This is a genomic window from uncultured Algibacter sp. (genome assembly GCF_947495675.1).
Lineage (GTDB): Bacteria > Bacteroidota > Bacteroidia > Flavobacteriales > Flavobacteriaceae > Algibacter_B.
Genome location: NZ_CANLZX010000004.1, coordinates 102112 through 125912 on the forward strand (window position 1 = coordinate 102112; position 23801 = coordinate 125912).

The 23801-nt window shown below is 30.0% G+C and carries 29 protein-coding genes; 3 read left to right on the forward strand and 26 right to left on the reverse strand.

The window, feature by feature from the left end:
- Window position 1 precedes the first annotated feature (1 nt).
- On the reverse strand, window positions 2-394 hold the full coding sequence (locus tag Q0842_RS04225) for a PUR family DNA/RNA-binding protein (RefSeq protein WP_298494954.1): 393 nt from the start codon (window positions 392-394) through the stop codon (window positions 2-4).
- Window positions 395-517: 123 nt separating this feature from the next.
- Window positions 518-2278, reverse strand: coding sequence for an ABC transporter ATP-binding protein (locus tag Q0842_RS04230; RefSeq protein ID WP_298494666.1), 1761 nt, complete (start codon window positions 2276-2278; stop codon window positions 518-520).
- 203 nt (window positions 2279-2481) lie between these two features.
- Here Q0842_RS04230 and nusB point away from each other — a divergent pair, with 203 nt between their 5' ends.
- The 3 genes from nusB to yajC all read left to right on the forward strand — a co-directional run bounded on the left by nusB (window position 2482) and on the right by yajC (window position 4315).
- Window positions 2482-3429: a transcription antitermination factor NusB gene (nusB, locus tag Q0842_RS04235; RefSeq protein ID WP_298494668.1), complete on the forward strand. Its 948-nt coding sequence runs from the start codon at window positions 2482-2484 to the stop codon at window positions 3427-3429.
- A 101-nt stretch (window positions 3430-3530) separates the two neighbouring features.
- A complete protein-coding gene (locus tag Q0842_RS04240) occupies window positions 3531-4010 on the forward strand; it encodes a DUF1573 domain-containing protein (protein ID WP_298494670.1) in 480 nt (159 codons plus the stop codon).
- A gap of 11 nt (window positions 4011-4021) precedes the next feature.
- Complete coding sequence (gene yajC, locus Q0842_RS04245; RefSeq protein WP_298494672.1) at window positions 4022-4315, forward strand: preprotein translocase subunit YajC; 294 nt, start codon at window positions 4022-4024, stop codon at window positions 4313-4315.
- A 92-nt stretch (window positions 4316-4407) separates the two neighbouring features.
- On the opposite strand, the gene Q0842_RS04250 is transcribed toward yajC, so the two are convergent.
- From Q0842_RS04250 to Q0842_RS04365, 24 genes are all read right to left on the reverse strand, one after another.
- Window positions 4408-5007, reverse strand: coding sequence for a DUF1801 domain-containing protein (locus tag Q0842_RS04250; RefSeq protein ID WP_298494674.1), 600 nt, complete (start codon window positions 5005-5007; stop codon window positions 4408-4410).
- 5 nt (window positions 5008-5012) lie between these two features.
- A complete protein-coding gene (locus Q0842_RS04255) occupies window positions 5013-5585 on the reverse strand; it encodes a pentapeptide repeat-containing protein (protein ID WP_298494676.1) in 573 nt (190 codons plus the stop codon).
- A 33-nt stretch (window positions 5586-5618) separates the two neighbouring features.
- Complete coding sequence (locus tag Q0842_RS04260) at window positions 5619-7286, reverse strand: formate--tetrahydrofolate ligase (protein WP_298494678.1); 1668 nt, start codon at window positions 7284-7286, stop codon at window positions 5619-5621.
- Window positions 7287-7448: 162 nt separating this feature from the next.
- Window positions 7449-7811, reverse strand: coding sequence for a nuclear transport factor 2 family protein (locus Q0842_RS04265; RefSeq protein ID WP_298494680.1), 363 nt, complete (start codon window positions 7809-7811; stop codon window positions 7449-7451).
- A gap of 202 nt (window positions 7812-8013) precedes the next feature.
- Complete coding sequence (locus Q0842_RS04270; protein WP_298494682.1) at window positions 8014-9123, reverse strand: alpha/beta hydrolase; 1110 nt, start codon at window positions 9121-9123, stop codon at window positions 8014-8016.
- Between the two features lie 134 nt (window positions 9124-9257).
- Window positions 9258-10562, reverse strand: coding sequence for a deoxyribodipyrimidine photo-lyase (locus tag Q0842_RS04275; RefSeq protein ID WP_298494684.1), 1305 nt, complete (start codon window positions 10560-10562; stop codon window positions 9258-9260).
- A 29-nt stretch (window positions 10563-10591) separates the two neighbouring features.
- Complete coding sequence (locus Q0842_RS04280) at window positions 10592-11053, reverse strand: SRPBCC family protein (RefSeq protein WP_298494686.1); 462 nt, start codon at window positions 11051-11053, stop codon at window positions 10592-10594.
- A 1-nt stretch (window position 11054) separates the two neighbouring features.
- A complete protein-coding gene (locus tag Q0842_RS04285) occupies window positions 11055-11516 on the reverse strand; it encodes a TspO/MBR family protein (RefSeq protein ID WP_298494688.1) in 462 nt (153 codons plus the stop codon).
- A complete protein-coding gene (locus tag Q0842_RS04290; protein WP_298494690.1) occupies window positions 11503-11679 on the reverse strand; it encodes a Lacal_2735 family protein in 177 nt (58 codons plus the stop codon). Before Q0842_RS04290 ends, Q0842_RS04285 begins: the two co-directional genes overlap by 14 nt.
- Before the next feature lie 6 nt (window positions 11680-11685).
- Complete coding sequence (locus tag Q0842_RS04295; protein WP_298494692.1) at window positions 11686-12222, reverse strand: glutathione peroxidase; 537 nt, start codon at window positions 12220-12222, stop codon at window positions 11686-11688.
- 3 nt (window positions 12223-12225) lie between these two features.
- Entirely contained in the window at window positions 12226-12909 is a 684-nt protein-coding gene (locus Q0842_RS04300) for an SDR family oxidoreductase (protein WP_298494694.1), read from the reverse strand.
- Between the two features lie 22 nt (window positions 12910-12931).
- Window positions 12932-13147, reverse strand: a complete 216-nt coding sequence (locus Q0842_RS04305; protein WP_144116908.1) for a hypothetical protein — start codon at window positions 13145-13147, stop codon at window positions 12932-12934.
- A 153-nt stretch (window positions 13148-13300) separates the two neighbouring features.
- Window positions 13301-13519, reverse strand: coding sequence for a hypothetical protein (locus Q0842_RS04310; RefSeq protein WP_298494703.1), 219 nt, complete (start codon window positions 13517-13519; stop codon window positions 13301-13303).
- Between the two features lie 4 nt (window positions 13520-13523).
- Window positions 13524-14219 (reverse strand): GTP cyclohydrolase I FolE, encoded by a 696-nt coding sequence (folE, locus tag Q0842_RS04315; RefSeq protein WP_298494705.1) that lies wholly within the window; start codon window positions 14217-14219, stop codon window positions 13524-13526.
- A 51-nt stretch (window positions 14220-14270) separates the two neighbouring features.
- Window positions 14271-14543 carry a TIGR03643 family protein gene (locus tag Q0842_RS04320; protein ID WP_298494707.1) on the reverse strand — a complete coding sequence of 91 codons (273 nt, stop codon included), beginning with the start codon at window positions 14541-14543 and terminating at the stop codon, window positions 14271-14273.
- Window positions 14540-14968 (reverse strand): hypothetical protein, encoded by a 429-nt coding sequence (locus tag Q0842_RS04325; protein ID WP_298494709.1) that lies wholly within the window; start codon window positions 14966-14968, stop codon window positions 14540-14542. The genes Q0842_RS04320 and Q0842_RS04325 overlap by 4 nt, the downstream gene beginning before the upstream one ends.
- A gap of 124 nt (window positions 14969-15092) precedes the next feature.
- Complete coding sequence (locus Q0842_RS04330) at window positions 15093-16574, reverse strand: cryptochrome/deoxyribodipyrimidine photo-lyase family protein (protein ID WP_298494711.1); 1482 nt, start codon at window positions 16572-16574, stop codon at window positions 15093-15095.
- Complete coding sequence (locus tag Q0842_RS04335) at window positions 16564-18096, reverse strand: cryptochrome/photolyase family protein (protein ID WP_298494713.1); 1533 nt, start codon at window positions 18094-18096, stop codon at window positions 16564-16566. The genes Q0842_RS04330 and Q0842_RS04335 overlap by 11 nt, the downstream gene beginning before the upstream one ends.
- 1 nt (window position 18097) lies before the next feature.
- The gene (locus tag Q0842_RS04340) at window positions 18098-19408 is read right to left on the reverse strand and encodes a DASH family cryptochrome (RefSeq protein ID WP_298494715.1); all 1311 of its coding nucleotides are present in this window, start codon (window positions 19406-19408) and stop codon (window positions 18098-18100) included.
- Window positions 19378-19527, reverse strand: coding sequence for a DUF2256 domain-containing protein (locus Q0842_RS04345; protein ID WP_298494717.1), 150 nt, complete (start codon window positions 19525-19527; stop codon window positions 19378-19380). Before Q0842_RS04345 ends, Q0842_RS04340 begins: the two co-directional genes overlap by 31 nt.
- Window positions 19520-20944, reverse strand: coding sequence for an SDR family oxidoreductase (locus Q0842_RS04350; RefSeq protein WP_298494719.1), 1425 nt, complete (start codon window positions 20942-20944; stop codon window positions 19520-19522). Before Q0842_RS04350 ends, Q0842_RS04345 begins: the two co-directional genes overlap by 8 nt.
- 50 nt (window positions 20945-20994) lie before the next feature.
- The gene (locus tag Q0842_RS04355; protein ID WP_298494721.1) at window positions 20995-21627 is read right to left on the reverse strand and encodes a flavin reductase; all 633 of its coding nucleotides are present in this window, start codon (window positions 21625-21627) and stop codon (window positions 20995-20997) included.
- On the reverse strand, window positions 21627-22937 hold the full coding sequence (locus tag Q0842_RS04360; RefSeq protein ID WP_298494723.1) for an AarF/UbiB family protein: 1311 nt from the start codon (window positions 22935-22937) through the stop codon (window positions 21627-21629). The genes Q0842_RS04355 and Q0842_RS04360 overlap by 1 nt, the downstream gene beginning before the upstream one ends.
- 6 nt (window positions 22938-22943) lie before the next feature.
- Window positions 22944-23600, reverse strand: coding sequence for a TetR family transcriptional regulator C-terminal domain-containing protein (locus tag Q0842_RS04365; protein WP_298494725.1), 657 nt, complete (start codon window positions 23598-23600; stop codon window positions 22944-22946).
- Between the last annotated feature and the right edge of the window lie 201 nt (window positions 23601-23801).

The window sequence follows — 23801 nt, forward strand, 5'->3', positions numbered from 1 at the left end:
ACTAAATATCATCAAAATCTATATTTGTAAAACTTTCAGGAGACTGAGTTTTTAAATCTGCTTCGGTAACTCTAGATCCATCGTCTTCATATTCTTTTTTAAAGTCTTTTTGATGACGCTCACTTATTACTTCATCTCCTTTTTCACTAATAATATAATCAGTCATTTCAGCAAGAATTTCTTTGAACTCAGCAAAGTCTTCTTTGTAAATGTATATTTTGTGTTTTTTGTAATGAAACGACCCATCGTCATTAGTGAATTTTTTACTTTCTGTAATAGTTAAGTAATAGTCTTCAGCTTTAGTAGCTCTTACATCAAAAAAGTAGGTTCTTCTACCTGCCCTTAATACTTTTGAAAAAATTTCCTCTTTCTCCATCATACCGTTATTCATAATTTGGTTATCTAATTATAGTATCAAAAATCTAAAAAAAAACGTTAATAACCAATTGATTTTAAATATTCTTTTTAAAACATTGGAATCCATTGAATTTAATTAAATAAAAATACACTTATGGTATTATTTATTGGAAGTGGTTTCGCTTAATTGTTTTAAGTATAGGTGTTTATAATAACCATCAACATTTATAAGACTATCATGATTTCCTTTTTGAACAATTTCACCATCGTCTAAAACAATAATATTATCAGCATTTTTAGCCGAAGAAACCCTGTGACTAACAATAATAGAAGTTTTTCCTTTTGAAATTTTGTTGAGGTTTTTTAAAATTTTCTCCTCTGTTTCGGTATCAACAGCAGATAAACAATCGTCTAATAATAAAATTTTAGGCGATTTTATAATCGCTCTGGCAATAGATACACGTTGTTTTTGCCCTCCAGACAATGTAATACCTCGTTCTCCTAAAATGGTATCGTAGCCTTTTTTAAACTTAATAATGTTTTTATGTACTTGTGCGTTTTTAGCAGCTTCAATTACATCGTTGTCAGTCGCATCTTGTTTACCAAATTTAATATTGGTTTTTATTGTGTCAGAAAATAAAAAGGCATCTTGAGGTACATAGCCAATACTATTTCGTAAATCGTTTAAATTTAACTGGCTTATTTCAATATTATTAATGGTTATAGATCCTTTGTCTATATCATAAAGCCTACCTATTAAATCTAAAATAGTCGATTTTCCAGATCCTGTTTTACCAAGTATAGCAAGAGTTTCTCCTTCTTTAATTTTAAAATTTATATTTTTTAGTGCTTGAATGTTGGTGTCCTCATAAGTAAATGATACATTTTCAAAATGAATATCTCCTAAAATGTCAGTATGCCTTTCTATCGTATTTTTAATTACAGGTTCAATTTTTAAAAACTCGTTAATTCGTTTTTGAGAAGCTTCGGCTTGTTGCACTATTGAAGTAACCCAGCCAACAGTTGCTACTGGCCAAGTAAGCATGTTTACATATATTATAAACTCTGCAATGGTTCCAATACTTTCAATTTCACCATTAATGTATTGTATCCCACCAATGTAAATAACTAATAAGTTACTGGTTCCTATTAGTAATATCATCATAGGGAAAAACCAAGCTTGAACTTTAGCTAGGTTTATTTGTTTTTCTTTACTTTCTGCGGCTAGCGATTTAAAGTTTACCGAGGTTTGTGGCTCAATTCCATAAGCTTTTATTACAGAAATACCACTAAAAGACTCTTGTGTAAATGTAGATAGTTTAGATAAATACTCCTGTACAATAGTGCTTCGCTTATGTATTTCTTTACTTAATTTATAAATAATAATAGATAGAATTGGTAGTGGAACAATGGTATATAGCGTCAATTTTGGCGAGGCATTTACCATGTAAATAATAACAATTACAAAAAGGGCAAGCGTGTTAATACTATACATTAAAGCCGGGCCTGCGTACATGCGTACTCGCGTTACATCTTCGGTGATTCTATTCATTAAATCGCCGGTTCTATTGCTTTTGTAAAAATTTAACGATAATTTTTGGTATTGTTCATAAATTTCATTTTTCAAATCAAACTCAATGTAACGAGACACATTTATGATAGTTTGCCTCATAAAAAAAGTAAGAATAGCAGCAATAATGGCAGCTCCTATAATATATAGAATGGCTTCTAACAAATCGGCTTTAAATACCTCTTTGTTAATGGAGTTATCAAAATATTTTTCAATAGCTACAAATATTTTTTTCACATACCGTGGTGTGTAAAGCAAAAACAATCTGGCTACAATAGTAATCATAGAACCAATTATTAGATGCGATCTGTATTTAAAAAAATATTTATTTAAGTGTTTTAATTCTTTCATTTACCTAATAAGGAATAGGATAGCAAATATAATGTATTAAAGCTAATTTAGTTTGTTAGTAACACCAGCTAATTGTTAAATATAGCTTAAAATAAAGCTTGTAATATTTAAAAAATAAGTGGTGTTTATTTTAAATATAGTGTTATTTTTGCGGCACTAAAAACAATGAAAAGTATTCATATTTTTAATTAAAGTTCTTTGTAATGATGTTAAATAGAAGACATATACGTGTAAAAGTCATGCAAACCATGTATGCCTTTAAAGGTAGTGAAAGTGATGATTTTAGTAAAGATCAAAAGTTTTTACTTTTTAGTATAGATAATATGTACAATTTATATTTGCTATTAATATCTTTATTAATTGAAGTTCAAAAAAGAGCTGAAAGCGATTTACAAAAGAAACAGAATAAACATCTTGCCACAAAAGAAGACAAAGATCCTAATAGAAAGTTTGTTAATAACCAGTTATTAAAACTTTTAAAAGAAAACCTGCCATTAAAAGATCAATTTGACGCTAACAAAATTACCAATTGGGAGTTGGATGGCGAATACATTGATATTATTTTTAAAGATATTATTTCTAGTGATTTATATAAAGAATATATGAAAACTAGAGTGTCTGATTTTAAAGAAGACAAAGATTTTATAGTTGATATTTTTAAAGATATTATTGCACCAAACGATAAGTTATACGATTATATGGAAGATAAGAATCTAACTTGGTTAGACGATCTTCCAACAGTAAATACCACCATTTTAAAATTACTTAGAAAAGTTAAAGAAACATCTCCTGAAAATTATTTTACACCAAAGTTGTATAAAGATATTGAAGACAAACAGTTTGCAATAAACTTATTTAAGAAAACTCTTTTAAATGCAACAGATATTAATGGCGAGATTGATAAGAAAACCAAAAACTGGGATTCTGATAGAATTGCAACTGTTGATTATGTTTTGCTGCAAATGGCTATTTGTGAATTAAATAACTTTCCTTCAATACCAGTAAAAGTAACTATTAATGAGTATTTAGAAATATCAAAAGAATATTCTACACCAAAAAGCAGCATTTTTATTAATGGTATTTTAGATAAACTTGTTAAAGAATATGAAGCTTCTGGCGATCTTAAAAAAGTAGGCCGAGGTTTAATGTAAGACCATATAATTGTAAATTATTGTTAAGACCAATACAAAAATTTTTAATCGATTAAATAATTGCTATTTTTGCACATCTAAAAAATTTAAATAAATCTATCATGAAGAAAGTAATATTAGGACTTAGCGCTATGTGTTTAGTCGCATTTACATCTTGTAAAGAGAATGCTGCCCAAAAAATTGATGAAGCTAATGTAGCTGTTGCTGCAGAAAGAGATGCGGTTGCTTCAAAATTCCCAGTACTAGAATTTGATAAAAAAGAACACGATTTTGGTGAAATTGAAGCTAAAACAGCAGTTGAAACTACTTTTAAGTACACAAATAAAGGTGAGGCGCCTTTAGTAATTACAAACATTAAAAGTTCTTGTGGTTGTACTGTACCTGAAAACTGGAGTAGAGAACCTTTATTGCCAGGTGATTCAGGTGAGTTTTCTGTTAAATTTAACGGAAGCGGTGCTAATAAAATAAGTAAAACAATAACGGTAACTGCTAATACAGAAGCTGGATCTGAAACTGTAAAAATTACAGCATTTGTAAAACCAGATCCTAACAAAGCTAAACCAGTACCAGCTAAAAGCTAAATAAATTTATAATGGGAGAAGGAATAGGTAGTTTATTACCATTTGTATTAATGTTTGTTGTTGTGTATTTCTTTATGATTGCACCACAAATGAAACGTGCAAAAAAGGAAAAGAAATTTGCAGCCGAGTTAAAGCGTGGTGATAAAGTAATCACTAAAAGCGGTTTACACGGTAAAATTTCTGATTTAAATGACAAAGACAATAGTTGTGTTATAGAAACTATGGCTGGGAAACTAAAGTTTGATAGATCTGCAATTTCTATGGAAATGAGTTCTAAACTTAATGCACCTGCTACAGTTAAGTAATTTAGCTTGCTTTATAATATTATAAAAGCTTCCATTAGGAAGCTTTTTTTATGATTTTATAATTTTTTAAAACCTAACTTTGTAGCTACAAATTAACAGTTTTTATACTTATCATGTAATCCCATACCTTTTAATATCATAGGCGTGATTTTTTCTAATCTTGTTTGTTTGGTAGCGGCTCTTTTGGCTGTACCTATATACTCACAATATTCACGTTGTTTATAAGGAGATAAGTTATTAAAGGCTAATTTTAACTCATTCTTAGAGTCTAAAACAGTTTCAAGCTCGTCAGGAATAATTGTTTTCTTTTTTTTACGATCGGGTTTAATTTCTTTACCTAGCTTTTGGTTTTCAATAGCCTCTTTTACATATAATAAAACAATGTTTTTGTTTATATCTTTAATCGATTCAAAACGCATTTGTCTTAATGCCTTTGTTTTGTTTTCTTGGGCATTAACAAGTAAATTGTGTTCATCTTTCAAAAAAACACCATTAAAAAACCAAATTCCAAAATGCTTTTTAAAAGCACCTAAACCTAATACATTTTTACCGTTAACGGTATAAATTGGTGCACTCCATTTTATAGTTTCTTCAACCTCAGTTGTGTTTATTATGTCTCTAAGAATTGTAAGAGCTTCCCTGAAATATTGATGTTCCTCAATGTATTCTTCTACCGAAAAAATCTTTTTCATAAATTTTATTCAATTTGTATTTTATATTTACTTAGCAAGCCCTCAACAGATTGTAATGAAAACTTAGCACCTTTTATGCGATTGTTTTCGGGATCAATAGTGTAGTTTATAGAAGTTCTAAAATCGGCTTTTTCTAAATTAGATTTAAAAAAACTGGTATTTAGTAAATTACAATTATCAAAAACACATAAGCTTAAATCACTTTCTGAAAAATCTACACCTTCCATTTTAGACGCTTTAAATACCGTTTTTGATAAATTCATCTTATAAAATGAAGCATGATTTAATTGACAGTTGTTTACTTTAATATGAAAAGCAAAATGACTACTTTTTTCAAAATCTATACCTAGCATTTTACAATCTTTAAAAAGTACGTCTTGAAACCCTGTATTATATACATTAGCAGAGCTTAAGTTACAATCATAAAACTCACACTCGATAAAGCGTGTTTCGGATAAATTTGTATTCGAAAAATCGCAGTTTATAAAAGTACATATCTCATAATTACCATTTTCAAATTCGTTTTTAGAAAAGAATTTGTTTTCAAAAGTTTGTTCTTCTATAAAGTTTAGACTCATAAAGTTTTAATTTTGTTTACTCAGAAAATATAATTAAAATAATCCAGTTATTTCACCATGTTCATCAATATCTATTCCTTCTGACGATGGATGAGTAGGAAGCCCTGGCATACGCATAATATCACCAGTTATAGGAATTAGAAATCCTGCTCCTGATGCAATTTCTATTTCTCTTACGGTTATAATAAAATCTTTAGGCCTACCAAGTAACTTGGGGTTATCGGATAAAGATTTTTGAGTTTTGGCGATACATATCGGTAAATGCTCTAAACCTAAATTAGTTATTTTGTTTAACTGAGACTTGGCTTTAGATGTGTAATCTACATGTTCAGCACCATAAATTTCGGTAGCAATAGTTTCAATTTTATCTTTTATACTTGATGTCCATTTATATAGTGGTTTAAAGTTAGATTTATCTTCTTCTATAACTTCAATAACCTGTTTTGCTAGTTCAATAGCACCTTCACCACCTTTAGCCCAAACATTGGCAAGCGCAATTCTAATACCTTTAGATTTTGCATAATTCATAATCAGTTCAATTTCAGCATCACTATCAGATACAAATTTGTTAATTGCTATTATAGGTGCTACATGAAACTTACTAATATTTTCTAGATGCTTTTCTAAATTAGGAATGCCTTTTTCTAAAGCTTCTAAATTTTCTACGGTAAGTGATTTTAAATCGGCACCACCATGATATTTAAGTGCACGTATTGTAGTGGTTAAAACAACAGCTTTGGGATTTATATTAGCACTTTGGCATTTTATATCAAAGAATTTTTCGGCACCCAAATCAAATCCAAAACCAGCTTCTGTTACTGTATATTCAGAATGAGACATCCCCATTAATGTGGCTATTACAGAATTAGTTCCTTGAGCAATATTAGCAAAAGGACCACCATGAATTATGGCTGGATTACCTTCAATTGTTTGAACCAAATTTGGTTTTATAGCATCTTTTAATAGTGCAGTCATGGCACCTTGCGCTTTTAAATCTCTGGCGTAAATAGGTTTTTTATTAAATGTATAGCCAATAAAAATATTACCTAATCGTGTTTTTAAATCTATTAAAGATTTTGCTAGACAAAGAATAGCCATAATTTCTGAAGCTGCTGTAATATCAAATCCAGTTTCTCTGGGAACACCTGATGTTGTTCCACCTAAACCAACAATAACTCGTCTTAACGCTCTGTCATTTATATCTACTACACGTTTCCAGCTTATTGTTCTTGGGTCAATATGTAACGAATTTGTTTTGCTTTGAATATTATTGTCAATTATTGCAGCCAGTAGGTTGTGAGCCTTTTCTATAGCAGAAAAGTCGCCAGTAAAGTGTAGATTAATATCTTCCATAGGAAGCACTTGTGAATACCCACCACCAGTTGCGCCACCCTTAATTCCAAATACGGGCCCTAATGATGGTTCTCTTAGCACCACTGTTGTCTTTTTCTTTAAACGATTTAACCCTTCAGATAACCCTATAGACATGGTTGTTTTTCCTTCACCTGCAGGAGTGGGAGAAATAGCCGATACAAGTATAAGGTTACTCTTGTCTGCCTTTTTTTTATCAATATAATTTAATGGTATTTTGGCTTTGTATTTCCCATACATTTCAATGCTATTGCTATCAATTCCAAATTTATCAGCAATTTTAGTTATGGGTTTTAGCGTTATCGTTTTGGCAATTTGAATATCTGTCATTAATTGTGAATTTAGATTAAATAAATTAACAATTTTAAAAGTATGAAATTTAGATTTGAGATTTAGTGATTTTTATCATGCTCAAAACCATTATGTTACTAAAACAAAAACCCCAATAAAGATTGGGGTTTTATGTATACATATATATAATGCATTAAATTTTTACATGGTATAAAAAAACTGTTCATTCACAATTTTTCCGTCATTTACTTCAAATACACATACCTCTTCCATTTGTTGCCTACCTCGATCTTTAAACGTAACATCAAAGCTCATTTTAGCAGTAAAATGGTTGCCTGCAACTAACGGGTCTGATATGTCTCCACTATGAAACTCTACTACATTATCTAACCATTGTTTACTTTTTTCCCAAACGTTTTGTTTACCTGTTACTACTTCGCCATATGGTACACCTGGCATTTCTTTACTTGTTACATGTTCGCCATAAAGTTCTTCAATACATTCCATGTTTTTACCTTCACGACACATTTGTGTCCACTTATTTGCTACTTCTTGTGTATTCATTATTTTAGGTTGTTTTGTTGAGTTATAAATATAACAAAATTATAAATATGCTAATCTTAATAAAATGTTATGACTTTACTTGATAAGTATTTGGTGAATTTTTTATTTACCTACAAAATTTGGCGGTCTTAGCAAATACACACATACTCTTTTCAAAAATTCAATGTTAGCTGTATTTTATGTACATTTTTGGCCGTAATAATTATTTACCCAGTATTTCATTGATATATATAGAACGATATTTTTCAGGATATTCAATTTGTACTCCGTGCGTTCCATTTTCAAATAAAAACCATTTTTTTGAAGGCGCAATAATTGAATCAAAATACGCTTTTGCTACAGGCGTTTCGGTAAAATGATCGTTGTCTCCTTGTAATATGTAAACTGGCACTTTCAATTCGGGAATATCACGCATTAAATTCATATTGATAGCAGTAGGTTCTAAAATCTTAGCTGCAGGATAGTAGGATTCAGGACTATTTATCATATCTGTAAATTTTTCCTTAAACGTTAACCCATTATCTAAAAACATACTTTTAATAAAATTAAAATCGGTATCTAATTTTATCGGTGCATACTTCATTACAATCTTTCGTTCTATTTCAAAGGCTTCGGTTACTGAATTTTTTGAGTTTTTAACATAAGGTGGTCTTCCAATTTGTTTTAATTGATTGATTGAAATGGTATCATTATGTTTTTGCGATTCAGACATTGCAAATTCATAAGATAATTCTTCCGATAGTGGTAGGTTAGCCATCAGACCACTACCAATATAGGCGTGATATAATTCAGGTTTTTTTTGAACCATATAAGCTGCTACAGCTGTTCCCCAAGATAAACCTTCAATATAAATTTTATCTTTTTTGAAAGTCTTTTTTAAGTGATTTGATAGTTCCAAACCATCATCTACTATATGGTTTAAGGTAATAGAAGAATCTGGTATGCTATCATTATAAGCTAGTCCAGAGCCTCTTTGTTCCCAATAACAAACCGTAAATATATCTTCCAAATCAACTCCTGTGAGTTTGTAAATTACAGGTAAAATTGGTGCTCCTGGCCCTCCGTGAACTATTAGTAGTACAGGATTATTTTTGTCTTTTCCTCTAATGGTAATTCTTTGTGGTACTCCATTTATTGTCATATCCTCATGCATAGCGATACTATTCGGAAGAATATTACCCTTTTCGTCTAAAAAAGGTTCTTCGATTCCAGAACTATTGATTCGAATTATTAGTAATGCAACTAAAATAAATGCTACAATTGCTCCCAGTAAAATCAAAAACCACTTTCCTATTTTCTTTAAAATTATCATATGTTTTTAATTTGTTCTATGGTTTTTTCTTATTACCGTCTATCCTCCTCTTGAAAAAAAATGCTTCAATGTTTTTTATCAAGGGCTAAACGAAGTTAGCTATTTTTTCTGACACAATCAAGTGAGAATTTAGCTTAGTTTAAAGCAGCTTTATAAGTCTCTAAACAACGTTCGCGAGCAAATTTATGGTCAACAATAGGTTTTGGGTAAGTTAGTTCTTGAAAATCTGGAACCCATTGTTTAATGTAGTTTAAATCTTTATCAAATTTCTGTATTTGCGTTGTAGGATTAAAAATTCTAAAATATGGTGCAGCATCAACACCACAGCCAGCAACCCATTGCCAATTACCAACGTTGCTTGCCATATCATAATCGTGTAGTTTTTCGGCAAAATAAGCCTCACCCCAACGCCAATCAATTAATAAATGTTTGCAAAGAAAACTGCCAACTAGCATTCTAACACGATTATGCATAAAACCTGTTTGGTTAAGTTGGCGCATACCAGCATCAACTAAAGGGTATCCTGTTTTGCCTTCACACCAAGATTTAAATTCGACTTCGTTATTACGCCACTCTATACGGTCGTATTTAGGTTTAAAACTCGAATCTTTGGTATGTGGAAAGTGCCAAAGGATTTGAGTAAAAAATTCGCGCCAAATAAGTTCTTGCCAAAATATTTCGTTGTCTTCAGCTATCGCTTTATTAACCATTTTACGAATACTTACCGTACCAAAACGTAAATGAGGCCCTAGTCTAGATGTGCTATCTTTTGCTGGGAAGTTTCTCGTATTTTCGTATTGTTGTATTAATGTTGGAGTAACCTTATAAGGTGCTATATGTTGATTTGATTTTATAAAACCAATATCTGATAAACTTAAATCTGGCAAACCTGTACTAGGTATTAAATTACCTAGTAATGTTTCAGATGGGTAACTTTTAAAATCAAGTGTTTTAAATGTTTCTTTCCAGCGTTTCATGTAAGGTGTGTACACCAAATAGGGTTTACCATCACTTTTTGTAACATTATCTTTTTCAAAAATTACTTGATCTTTAAAAGTTTGAAATTCTATATTATTTTCAGATAAAAATCTTTTTATTTCAGCATCACGTGTCTTAGCATAAGGTTCGTAATCATGATTCGTATAAACAGTATCAATAGTATAATCTTTAATTAATTGCTTATAAATATTAATAGGTTTACCAAAATATATAGCTACGCTAGATTTAAAGTCTGACTTTAATGTATTATTTATTTGTTGAAGTGTTTCATGAATAAAAGTTACTCTAGCATCATTTTTTGGGAGTTTAATCAGAATATCAGAGTCAAAAATAAAAATTGGTAGTACGGTATTTTTACTTTTTAAGGCCTGGTATAGCCCAACATTATCATTTAACCGTAAGTCGCGTCTAAACCAAAAAATATTAACTGTTTGCTTCATTTAAGAATATAAATTTAGTGCCAATAATATTAATATTTACCAAAAAGGGCTTCTAACTTTTCTGTTCTATAGTTAAAAATCTCTTCTAGTTTTGGTTTTACTAAAATAGGATGTACAAGTTGACCAAGCAAACCAAAAGGGACTTTGTAATCTATAATATCTTCCATTTCTACACCACCTTCAATCTCTTTTATAAAATGTTTATGATGCCATAAAGCATAAGGACCAAAACGTTGCTCGTCAACAAAATATTTTTTATCAATGCTATGTGTAATTTCAGTAACCCATTTTGTTTTAATGCCTAAAACAGGTGTAACAATATATTGTATAATTTGACCAGCAAACATAGGTCTGTCTGCACCAGATAAAATATGAAAACCCATATAATCTGGTGTAATGGTTTTTAAGTTTCTTGGGTCTGATAAAAAATCCCAAGCTTGATCTATAGTAATTGGTAATTTTTGTTTTTTATGAAGTGTATAAATTTTCATCTTAGTTGTTTAGTAAAATATAGCCATTTAATGAGGTTGCGATACAAAGCCAAATTAAATAGGGGAGTATGAGTAATGTTTTTGCATTCATATCTTTTAAAAATGAAAGCGTAATGGTTGCTATAATAAATGTTAGTAATAGTATGACTGTAAAACCTACGCCTACGAGATGTTGATTAAAAAATATATAATTCCAGATTACATTTAAAACAAATTGTACAGCAAATAAAGTAATAACTTTTGTTGTTGGTAGTAATTTATATAAATAGGCCATGTATATAGAAAAGCAAACCATAATTGTTGTCCAAGCTACTCCAAAAACCCAACCTGGTGGCGTCCAAGGCGCTTGATTTAAACTAGTATACCATTCGGTTTGTGGGCCATTATTCATAAGCCAACTACCAATAGCTAAAGCACCAAAATTAATAACCAGAAATATGATTATATTTTTAAGCAACTTCATTTCTTAAAGTGTTTATTAGTTCTGCAACAGCTTGAGCTTCTGCATATTTTTCATCGCTTGCAGACCTGTTAATGGAAGATAGCGCATGCCATTCTGTCATCAATTTTTTAAATTTCTCTTCTAATTTTTCTACTTGTGATTTTTTTTTAAATAATCCGAACATAGCTTTTTAATTTAAATGTTTTATGATTTTTGAACTCAATGGGTTTGTTGTTGATAGATAATAATCAATTAAAATGCCATCAGGGTTCACTAAATATTTTTGAAAATTCCACTTTACTGTAGAATTTTTAACACCATTGTTAATACTTTTTGTTAACCAAGTGTATAATGGATGTTGGTTTTTTCCTTTAACATCTACTTTTTCTGTGATTAGAAATGTTACTCCATAATTAATTTCACAGAATGATGTTATTGTTTCTTCGTTCCCAGGTTCTTGATTCCCAAATTGATTGCATGGCACACCTATAATTTGAATTTTATCTTGATACTGATTGTATAGCTCTTGTAAGTCTTTATATTGAGGCGTAAAACCGCATTTTGAAGCAACATTTACAAACAGAATATGTTTGCCTTTAAATTGCGATAAGTTTATTGGTTTTCCGTTTATGGCATTAATTTTAATATCATAAATAGAATTAATATTCATTTTATCTTGGCTACTCTTAGTACTTAAAGTAGTTAGAAATGCTTTAAAGGGATTCATATATTATATTTTAAAACTAACAATACCACAATCCATTTCGAATATTTGTCCTGAAATAGAAGCGCAACTATCTGATAATAAAAATGCTGCCATATCTGCTACCTCACTTGGAGACAAAAACTTTTTTAATGGATGTCTCTCAGTAATATTTTCAATCATTTTCTCGTTTCGTAATAATTTTGAAGCGAGTTCTGTATCTGTAACGGTAGGAGCTATAGCGTTTATGCGCAATGTAGGAGCTAACTCCGCACCTAGAGACTTTACTAAACCTTCAACACCAGATTTTGATACGGCAATACTTGCGTGATAAGGCATACCAAGTTTAGCAGCAACAGTACTAAAAAGTACAATAGCAGGATTGTTACCTTTTTTTAAAGCTGGAAGGTATTTTTGTATCACTTTTACAGCACCAAGTACGTTAATTTCAAAATCATTTTTAAAATCATCAATACTTAATCTGGTAATAGGTTTTAAATTGATACTGCCTGGACAATAAACTAATCCGTCAGCCGTATCAATTTCAGGTAATTCGTTTTGTGTAACATCGCAGTAATGGTGAGTTAGGTTACTGTGCGATATTTCAGGAATACTTCTGCTAATGTTTATAACATTGCAATAGGCTAAAAGCTTTTCGATTAAAGCTTTTCCAATACCCTTACTTCCACCAACAACTATTATTGTTTTCATAGGTTTCAGGGCATTTTATTTGTTATGGCCTGCCCTTTAGCCTTTTTTCAATTTTTTGTTTTATAACAGTCAATCGTTTCATAAGATCCATAATCTCTGGATCCTTTTTCTCTTTATAAATGTCATTTAAACCTAATATTAAACTTTTTACTTCTCTAGACGATTCGATGCGCTCACTTGTAGTTTTAAAAGTGTGTCTACGCTGCTCAAATTCTAAAGCTTTATCAATAATCTCCATAATTCTTTTTTAATCTTTAATCTAACTTGTTTAATGCAAATTGCATACCAATTTGGCAATATAATAAATTATGTCAGATTAACTATTTTTATATAGAATTATTAAGGAAAATTTAGTATTAATAGATTTTTGACAATAGATTTTATAAGATTATTACAATAGTCTGCCTTTTAATCGTTTTTCAACTTTTCTTTTTATTACAGTTAATCGCTTCATGATATCCATGATTTTTTCATCTTTTCTTACCTTGTAAACTTGGTTTAAATCTAGTATTAATGCTTTTGCTTCTCTAGAAATTTTTACACGATCGCTAGTTGATAAGGATCTCATTTTTCTTTGTTCAAACTCTAATGCTCTGTCAATTAATTCCATAATGTTAACTATTTATATAATTCTGTAATTCTGTGATTTTTTCTGATGTATTAAATTTACCACCATAAAAAGCAGTAACTGTTGAAGATGTTTCGTCTTTTATACCTCTAGAAGAGACACATAAATGTTTAGCATCTATAATAACAGCTACATCTTCTGTATTTAATATTGATTTTAATTCGTTTGCTATTTGGTTTGTTAAGCGCTCTTGTACTTGCGGGCGTTTAGCAAAATATTGTACAATTCTATTTAATTTAGATAATCCAATTACTTTTCCTGAGGATATATAAGCTACATGTGCCTTACCTATAATTGGAACGAAATGATGCTCACAATTTGAGTAGAATGTAATATTCTTCTCTACCAGCATTTGGTTGTATTTATATTTGTTGTCAAATAGAGCAACTTTAGGTTTATTGGCTGGGTTTAAACCAGAAAATATTTCATCTATATACATTTTTGCTACTCGTTTTGGAGTACCTTTTAGAGAATCATCATTTAGGTCTAAGCCCATAACATCCATTATTTCTTCAAATAAGATGGCTATACGATCTTTTTTTTCAGAATCACTCAGTTTAAATGCATCTTGTTTCATAGGTGTTTTTAAACCTGTTGAGAGATGATCGTCACCAATATCTTCAATTGAAAAACCATTCAATTTATGACCATTTGTCTTTTTTTCTAATGTGTTTGTTTTCATATTCTCTTTTTTATGTGCTGTCTTAATGTTGAAAACATTAATCAAAGCACGTTAGCGTTTTGAAATCTTATTGTGTGTAATTTGTTTTTGTCTGCTACATTTAAAGCGTCCTTTTTCAAATATTCTTAGTTTTTCATGTTTTGTTTGGCGTCCTTGAACCCGCTTTCTCCATAATTTGAAACTGCTTAGTTTCATTTCTTTTCGCATAAGTTCAATGACTTGCTGTTCTTTTAAGCCAAATTGAAATTTTATAGCATCAAAAGTTGTTCTGTCTTCCCAAGCCATTTCAATAACTCTATCTATTTGTTCTGCTGATAGACTCATATGTTTTGAAAATTATATTTTTCGTCATATTTTATTTTTTCATTTAACATTTTATCAAAAAAACGTTTGTTTTCTTTAAACGTTTTATTATTTCTAAAATGGATAAATCTGCCTTGAGCATGTATACTTGCTCCATTGGTTTTATATATAACTAAATGGTAATAAGGAATTGCCCAAATAAAATTTTTTAAGCCTTTATTTATTAATATTAAAATACCATTTTTACGAAGTTCAATATTTGCATAATTAGCATCAGAAATAGTATTCATGTAAGATTCTAGATTTGGGCTTACGTTATCTATAATCATGCGTTTAGAACCAATACCTTTCATTTTTATGGATTCTAATAATGTAAAAGGTCTGCCTACTAAATCTTCTAATATTTGTTTTTCGTCTTTATTATAATATGTAGATTCTAGTATCATTATTACTATTTTACATATCAAATATACAAAATGTTTAACAAAATATGTAAAAAGTTAAACAAAAAATAATATTATACTATTGATAAAACTTATAACAACATGTAAGTTATTGTTGTACAATGAGTTATCTGCTTATAGGTTTGTGGTTAAGAGTGTGTTTTCGAAGAATTCGTTTGCTTTCTTCCATTACTTTTTTGTTTTTTCTAAGATTCCATAGTGTATCACCAGCTTTTTTTCTAGACGTATCAAAATCTATAATTGGGTTTGGGTAATCTATACCAAGTTTAAAATTGTAAAATTGTTGTTCTAATTCGGTCATTAAATACGGCTGATGTGCAAAAGGCGTATCTAGTGATCTTAATTCAGGAACCCATTTTTTTATAAAAGAAGCTTCAGGATCATGTTCTAGGCTATTTTTTATTGGATTATAAATTCTAAGCATATTAATACCTGTTTCTCCTGCTTGCATTTGTAATTGCGGAAAATGAATTCCAGGTTCAAAATCTAAAAACATTTGAGATAAATGAGTTGTAGCTTCTTGCCATGGTTGCCAAAGGTTATGGGTGAAAAAAGAAACCACTAAAGCTCGCATTCTAAAATTTAAATACCCTGTTTCGTTTAAACATCGCATGCAAGCATCAACTAATGGGTAGCCTGTTTGTCCGGTTTTCCAAGCATCTTGATACGATTTTGAAACACTTTTTTTTAATTTGTGAAAGCCTTTGTTAATGCTAGCCTCTTCCATGGTGTGTTCCATTTCAAATTTTTGAATAAAATGTGCTTGCCAGCGTAAGCGAGACATAAATGCTTCAAGAGCTTTTTTGTGTTTCGATGTGCTTTTTAAATGATAGGCTTCATGGTAAACCTCTCTTACAGATAAGTTTCCCCAAGCAATATATGGTGAAATCCTGCTACAGCTACTTCTTGATAATTCTGGTTTAGATATGTTAAACATGTAATTTGCGTACCTGTCTTTAAAAAACGATTTTAAGTACTTAAGAGCCATTGTACGGCCGCCTTTTTGAAAAGGAGAATTACTGTTTGTTTTTAAATCTGGTAGTTTAAAAAGAGTTTCTAATTTTTCAATCTCATTTATGGTTAATAGTTGATTGTTTTCTGGTGTAAACTTTAGTGGTTCAATTTCATAAAAAGCGTTACAAAGTGCATTCCAGTTATTTCTATTTATTAAACCTCTTCTTACTCCATTATTTATATTTTCATGCCATCTTATTAAGTTGTTTTTACAAAAGCGTTTAAAGTTTTTGTCTCTTTCGTAAGTTACTAGTATACCGGTTTCTTGATGCGAGAAAACATCCGTTATTTTGAAATTATTGAGTAATTGATTAAAAGTGGCAATGATATCAGATTGAACTATTAATACTTTAGAGTTGTAAGGTTTTAAAGCTGCATTTAAATCCATTAAAGATTCTTTTATAAAATCCCAATGGCGCTGGCTATAATGTGCATCATTTAATAAAATAGGTTCAAAACTATAGAGAAATAAAACGCGTACACCTGTTTTTAATGCATTAAAAATGGCTTCATTATCCTGTAAACGCAAATCGCGCTTTAGCCAGACCACATGTATTTGGGGTTTAGTATTCATCTTGATGCGCTATTATATGTTGTGCTTTTTCTTTTATTTTTTGTAATTCAGTTGCGCCCATTTTGTCTAATAAACTATACATCATGCCCATTCTAAAATTGTTTCCTAATTGTTCTCTTTTTTCATCTAAAAAATTCCAATAAAGGCTATTAAAAGGGCAAGCATCTTTTTCTGTTTTTTTATTTTTATTATAATGGCAGTTACTACAATAATCACTCATTTTATTTATATAAGAACCTGAAGATACATAGGGTTTTGTTGCTATTTTTCCACCATCAGCAAACTGGCTCATGCCTCTTGTATTGGTGAGTTGTACCCATTCTATAGCATCTACGTATATGCCTAAATACCAATTATCAACTTCATCAGGATGTGTTTGTGTTAAAAGTGCATAATTACCAGTAATCATTAAGCGCTGTATATGGTGCGCATAACCATTATCTAATGAGTTAGAAATGGCATGTTTTAAACAATTCATTTTGGTGTTTCCAGTCCAGAAAAAATTTGCAAGTTTATTATAATTGTTAAGCTCGTTTTTTTGTTTATAATTTGGCATAAAAGCCCAATACATGCCTCGCATATATTCCCGCCAGCCTATAACTTGTCTAATAAAACCTTCTACTTGAGAGATATGAATATCATTGCCATGTTTTCTATAATAATTAATAACAGTTTTTACAATATCTTTAGGGGAAAGGAGCTTTAAATTCATGGCGAATGATAATCGTGAATGAAATAAATAGTCCTCATTAGTATGCATGGCATCTTGGTAATCTCCAAAATGGATTAATAATGCTTCACAGAAATATTTGAGTTGATTTAAAGCTTGTGATCTTGTAATAGGGTAGGAGAAGGTTTTAATTTCAAACTTCCCTAAGGTCTTTATGTTTGCTTTTTCAATGTCTTTAACAACTTCTGTAATATCATTTTTAAACATTTTATAATTAGGGATTTCAACATCGCCTTTCCATTTATTTCGATTGCTTTTATCATAATTCCATTTACCACCTTCAGGTTGATTGGCTACAATTAAAATGTCGTGTTTTTTGCGCATATCTCGATAAAAATTCTCCATGAGATACTGCTTTTTACCTTCAAAAAAAGTTGCTAAATCTTTACGTTTTGTATAAAAATGTTCTGCTGAAACTACTTGAGATGGGATATCTAATGATTGGCAAAAGGATTTTAATTGTACATCTAACCTATATTCATCAGGAAATATATATTCAAACTTTTCAATGCCATATTTCTTTATTAATAATGATAGGTTTTTTGTTACGCATTGGGTGTTGTTTTTGTCATTAATTTTGAAATATGAAACCTGGTGATTTTGTGATTTTAAATCTTCTGAAAACTGACGCATAGCTGCAAAAAAACCAATCACTTTTTGAATGTGGTGTGTTACATAATCAGTCTCTTGACGCATTTCAAAAAAACAATAAACAATGTTATTGTTAGCCTCTTTAAACCACGAGTGTTTAATGTTGAGTTGATCGCCTAAAATAAGTCTAAGAGTTTTCATTTTAAAATAAAGTTTCTTGTAACCATAAATTTTGAAATTTCCCGTTGGCATCATAGCGTTCTGCTTGTAACGCTACATTAAATTTTCTATCTCTAGGATCATTACCAACGCCAGATACATACATCCAATTACCGTAATTACTGTGTACATCGTAATCAATAAGTAGCGATTCAAAATATGCAGCGCCAATTCTCCAGTCTAATTTCAAATCTTTTGCGAAAAAAGACGCTACATTTTGCCTACCTCTATTGCTCATCCATCCTGTTTTTTTTAGCTCAATCATATTGGCATTTACAAACTGAGATTTAGTCTCGCCATTTATCCAGTTTTGAATTAAAGATTTATCGTAATTCCAATCGTAAATTTTGTTAAGAATACCCCCAATTTTAAAAATGGTATTCCCATGTTTTAATGAAATGTATTTAAAATAATCGCGCCAAATAAGTTCGAAAATTAACCAATAAGTTGACTGATTTTTAAAATGTTCTTTTTCAAATTGTTTAACTTCCCAATAAATGGTTTTTGCAGAAACACTACCGTTTGCCAACCAAGGCGAAAATTTTGAACTAAAGTCTGTTCCTATCAATCCATTTCTTGTTTTTTTATAAAAACCTAGTTTCTTAGTTTCAAAAAAATAATATTTTAACCTCTTTAAAGCTTCATCTTCGCCGCCTTTAAATGGAAATGCCGTATTTAAATGTGTTTTAAAGTCTTTAAAACCTAAATCTTGTAATGTTGGAATTTTTGTTGAATTATCAATATTCTCAATGGCTTTAATATTGTTGTTTAAATTTATATTTTTAACAATACTGTGCTTTTCAACATGCTTTCTAAAATCTGTAAACACTTTAGGAATATTAGAAATAGCCATATTAATATTATCCGGATGGTATAAAAACTGATTATAGTATGTTTTATAATACAAGCTTTTTGAAAGCACTTTTTTTAAATTTTTAAAAACTATTTGTTCCTCATATGTCCATTGGTTTTGCAGGTATATTGTGTTTATTTTGTGTTTTGTTATTAATTTAGGAATACACTTTTCGGGCAGTTCCACAAAAACAAATAATTCGATATTTATTTTTTTAAGATTTGCTTTTAAATTTTGAATAGTTTCAATAAGAAATTGTGCTCTGAATTTTTCTGTTTTTTTAAATCCGAATTCATCAATTTTAAACTGCCTAGGATCAAAGCAATACGCAGCTATAATGTGATTATTTTCTAAAATTGCCTGGTTTAAAACATCATTGTCATGAACGCGTAGATCGTTTGTAAACCAAACTAAACTTGTATTGTTTTGTTTCTCCTGCATCTTTCACTACAATATTTTATTGAATTCCAATTTTTTTCCCATTTTTTACGCCAACTAAACGGCCGTTTGCAAACTGGACATATTTTTTTTGGAAGATTTTGCTTTTTAAGATTAGGCATTAACTAATTTATTAATCATACCTCTAAAAATAAATCCATGAAAAGGTAATACACTATACCAATACAGTCTACCCCAAAGTCCGCGTGGTCTAAAAGTTGCTGTTTGTTTTAGTATATTATCTTCAATTTTAAATTCTAGCCAAGCCTCACCAGGTAATCGCATTTCTGCGTATAATAATAGTTTTTGTTGTTCTTTATTAGCAAAAATTACTCTCCAAAAGTCTAGGGCATCACCCGCATCTAGTTCTGTTGGGCTGGTTCGACCGCGACGTAAACCAATACCTCCAAATAACTTATCAATATAACCTCTAATTTGCCACAAAAAGGTGCCATAGTACCAACCAGTTTTTCCTCCAATAGCCCAAATTTTGTTGATTGTTAGTTCTGAGTTTGTTACGTTTCTTTCTTTGTAATCTTTAAAACAGCCGTATTTAGGAACGTTAACATATTTGTGCAATTGATTTCTTAGTCTTCCGCTACTTACCATAGAATCTTTCCAGCTTGAAACAATACTATTTTGCTCTATTTTTTCGAAAGCTAATGAAACAGCTTCTTTGTAAGTAATTGGGTTTACATTTAGAATTTTATTTATATCACTAGGTTTTCCAATAATTTGAACACCCATACTGTCTACTAAAGATGTTGCTAATTTGTAAGAGGTAGAAGTAACAAAATACAGCCAGTATGATGATAGTTTTGGAGTCATAACAGGCACAGTTAAAATGTAACGTTTTAGTTCTCTAACTTCTGCAAATTGTAACAGCATTTCTTTGTAAGTAAGAATTTCTGGTCCAAATACATCGTATGTTTTATTGTATAATTTCTTATTTCCGGCAGCACTAGATAAAAACGTTAAAACATCTCTAACAGCTAAGGGTTGAGTTTTTGTATTTAGCCATTTTGGTGCAATCATAAAAGGAAGTTTTTCAACTAGATCTCTTATAATCTCAAAGGAAGAGCTGCCAGATCCAACAATAATTCCAGCTTTGAATATCGTGAGAGCATATTTATTTGAAGCTAATATCTCTTCAACATTTTTTCTAGAACGTAAATGTTTTGATAGTTTTTCTTCATTGGTAATACCACTAAGGTAAATAACTTGTTGCGTGTCTGTAGTTTCAATATATTTTTTGAAATTAACAGCACAACGTTCTTCAAGCGATTCAAAATCTTTTGAAGAATTAGACATAGAGTGAATTAAGTAATACGCTACATCTATTTTTTTTGGAATATCATTTAATGTTTCAGGTTTTAAAAAATCACCTTCAATAACAAAAATATTTTCATCTTCTGCATAGCTTTTATCAGCTCTAAGTCTATCTCGTACAATACAAATAACCGTATGCCCTTCATTTAATAAAAAGGGAATAAGACGTTTGCCTATGTAGCCTGTGGCACCGGTAACTAGAATATTCATATTGATTTTTTAAAAGCGTTATCATTACTTGTTATAACGGTGTGCTTAAATTAAGCTTTCACCTCTAGTGCTTTTGGTCTTTGGTAGCCATAACGTGAGTTTGTACTAGGAACCGCATAACCATCCAATCCATTTATAGCAGCTACTTTGGCTTTTGATAGGTTAATAAAACCATCATTTTCAATAAGGTTATCATTTGTGTGCAACCCTATTATTTTGCCAATAACTAATATAGTGTTATTAGCCTTAATGTCATACTCTTCAACAAATTGCATTGCCAATTGTATGGGGGCATTTTTTACAAAAGGTGCTTCAAAATTATTTTTAAATTCTGATTCTAAACTAGTCACATCAAATTCTGAAATTGATTTATCGTATTTAGCAGAAGTATGATGCGCATCTTTAGTTATATTATTGTGTATATGGTTTATGGTATAAAATCCAGTAGCTTTTATGTTTTCGTATGTATTTCTTATAACAGTTGTAGGCCTTAAAAAAAAGCCAAGTATAGCTGGGCTTGAACCAATGTGCGTAACAGAGCTAAATACTGCTACGTTTTCAATACCATTGTTAGATATTGAACCAATAAGGTTTGCAGATTTATATCCAGAACAACTATTTATTAAGTTGATTTTATATAAATGCTCAAGGTTATTTAATTCTGTTTCACTAAAATATGCCATTACAAATGCAGATAATTATTTATTTTAATATTTTGAGCTTTTAAATCAAACATTAAATTATATAAACCAAAAAAGGTTCTATTAATATAAATAAAATGCTTAGACCCTCTATTACCATTCATCTTTTTTAAATCGGTACTTTTAGAATAACGTTCGCCTAACTCGGCTATTTTTCCAAAAAATTCGGCATCAGAAAAATCAAAAGTTTCTTGTTGAAATGGTTGTGTAAATAAACTCAACATATCATAAAACATTTCGGTAAAAAAGGCTAACTCTTCTTCACTATCTTCTTCTTTAAGTATTTCAAGTTCGTAAAGTTTAGAAACAAAATAGTTTTTATTGTTAATGTTTTCTTCTTTTGCTAACTCAAAATAAGGTGTGTAAAATTCCATTGGAATGCTTTTCATACAGCCAAAATCTAAGGCTATTAACTGGCCTTCCTCATTAACTAAAAAGTTTCCTGGATGTGGATCTGCATGCACTTTTTTCAAATTATGAATTTGAAACATGTAGAAATCCCATAGGGCCTGTCCTAATTTATTAGATATTACTTGGTTTGTGTTGTAAGCTGTAAATTCAGAAAGGTGCTCACCTTTCATATAATCCATAGTTAAAATACGCTCAGAAGAAAGTTCTTCGTAATATCCTGGAAACAATAGATTTGAAATATGAGAGCATGCTAAAGATATTTCCTTGCTTTGCTTCATTTCTAATACATAATTGGTTTCCTCTGTTAACTTATTTTCAACTTCTTTAAAATACTTATCTGAGTCTTTACCTTTAATATTAAACATACTCATGGCTATAGGTTTTACCATAGCTAAATCTGAAGCAATACTTTCCGCAACTCCTGGATATTGGATTTTCACAGCAAGTTTTTTCCCATTCTTAGTTGCAATATGCACCTGACCGATGCTCGCAGCGTTAACAGAAGTTGCGTTAAAAGTATCAAATAAATCATTTGGGTGTTTCCCAAAATATTTTCTAAAAGTTTTTATAACTAAAGGAGGTGATAATGGTGGCACAGAAAACTGAGCCAAAGAAAATTTTTCTACATAAGCCTGAGGCAATATGCTTTTTTCCATACTTAACATTTGTGCTACTTTAAGTGCACTTCCTTTAAGCTGTTTTAGTCCATCATATATATCAGTAGCATTATTTTTATTAAGGCGCTCTTTAGCTTCTTCTTCAGTATTTACAATCTTGTCGCCATAATATTTTAAATAATTTACACCTACTTTAGCTCCCGTAGAGACTAGTTTTGTTGCCCGCTGAATTTTTGATGTTGGTATTTTATCTATCGTTTTCATAGGCTATTAATTCATGTGGATTTTTTCTTTAAACAAAAACTTCCCTAAGTCTATTACACTTTTTAAGGGCGCAATGTCTAACACATCAAACGTGGTATTCACAGATTTTTCAATAAAAATATCTGTCTTTTCAAACGAAGCAGAAGAATCATCTAACCAAAATTTCATGGTTAATAATAATTGTAACCAAGCAGATTCTTTTAGTGCACGATCTTGTATTCTTTCAAGTTGATCTTGTTTTAAGTCTAGCATTTGTATACCTAATTCACTAATATATTTTGTGAAATGAGTTTTTAAACCAGTAAGAATTTTTAACCCTTTAAGATCGGTTTTATATTTATCCAAAACATGTTTTACGTAACTTCTGTTGGCGGTTAAATTCTCGAAAAACGTGTAGTAAAAACTTAAAAGTTTATTTCTAGCATCAAAAATTTCATAATCCTCGCTTTTATTTAAAGCAGTAATCGAATTAGTGAAAAAGGCTTCAAAAATTCCTTTTTCAATAGCTTCAAAAGATGAAAAATGCTCGTAAAATTTCGCTTCTTCAAAATTATTCAACTTAGAAAAAGCAAATACTGTTTTTGGGTTGCTGTCATGTTCTAAAACATAATCCATATAAAATGTAATGATATCGTTTTTAGAGACTGTTTTTTTCTTTGCCATAACTTATATTATTTACATCAAAGATATAAAATGTTTAACAAATAATAAAATAAGTTAAACAAAATAATTTATGTTTGAATAAAGTTTATTTATATAAGTGCTTAAATCCTTGTGTTTTCAGGTAAACATAAATTTTATTAAAGTTTAGTTTACTTAAAAAGTAGATTAAAAATAAAGTGTAAGTTTTTATGTTTTTGCATA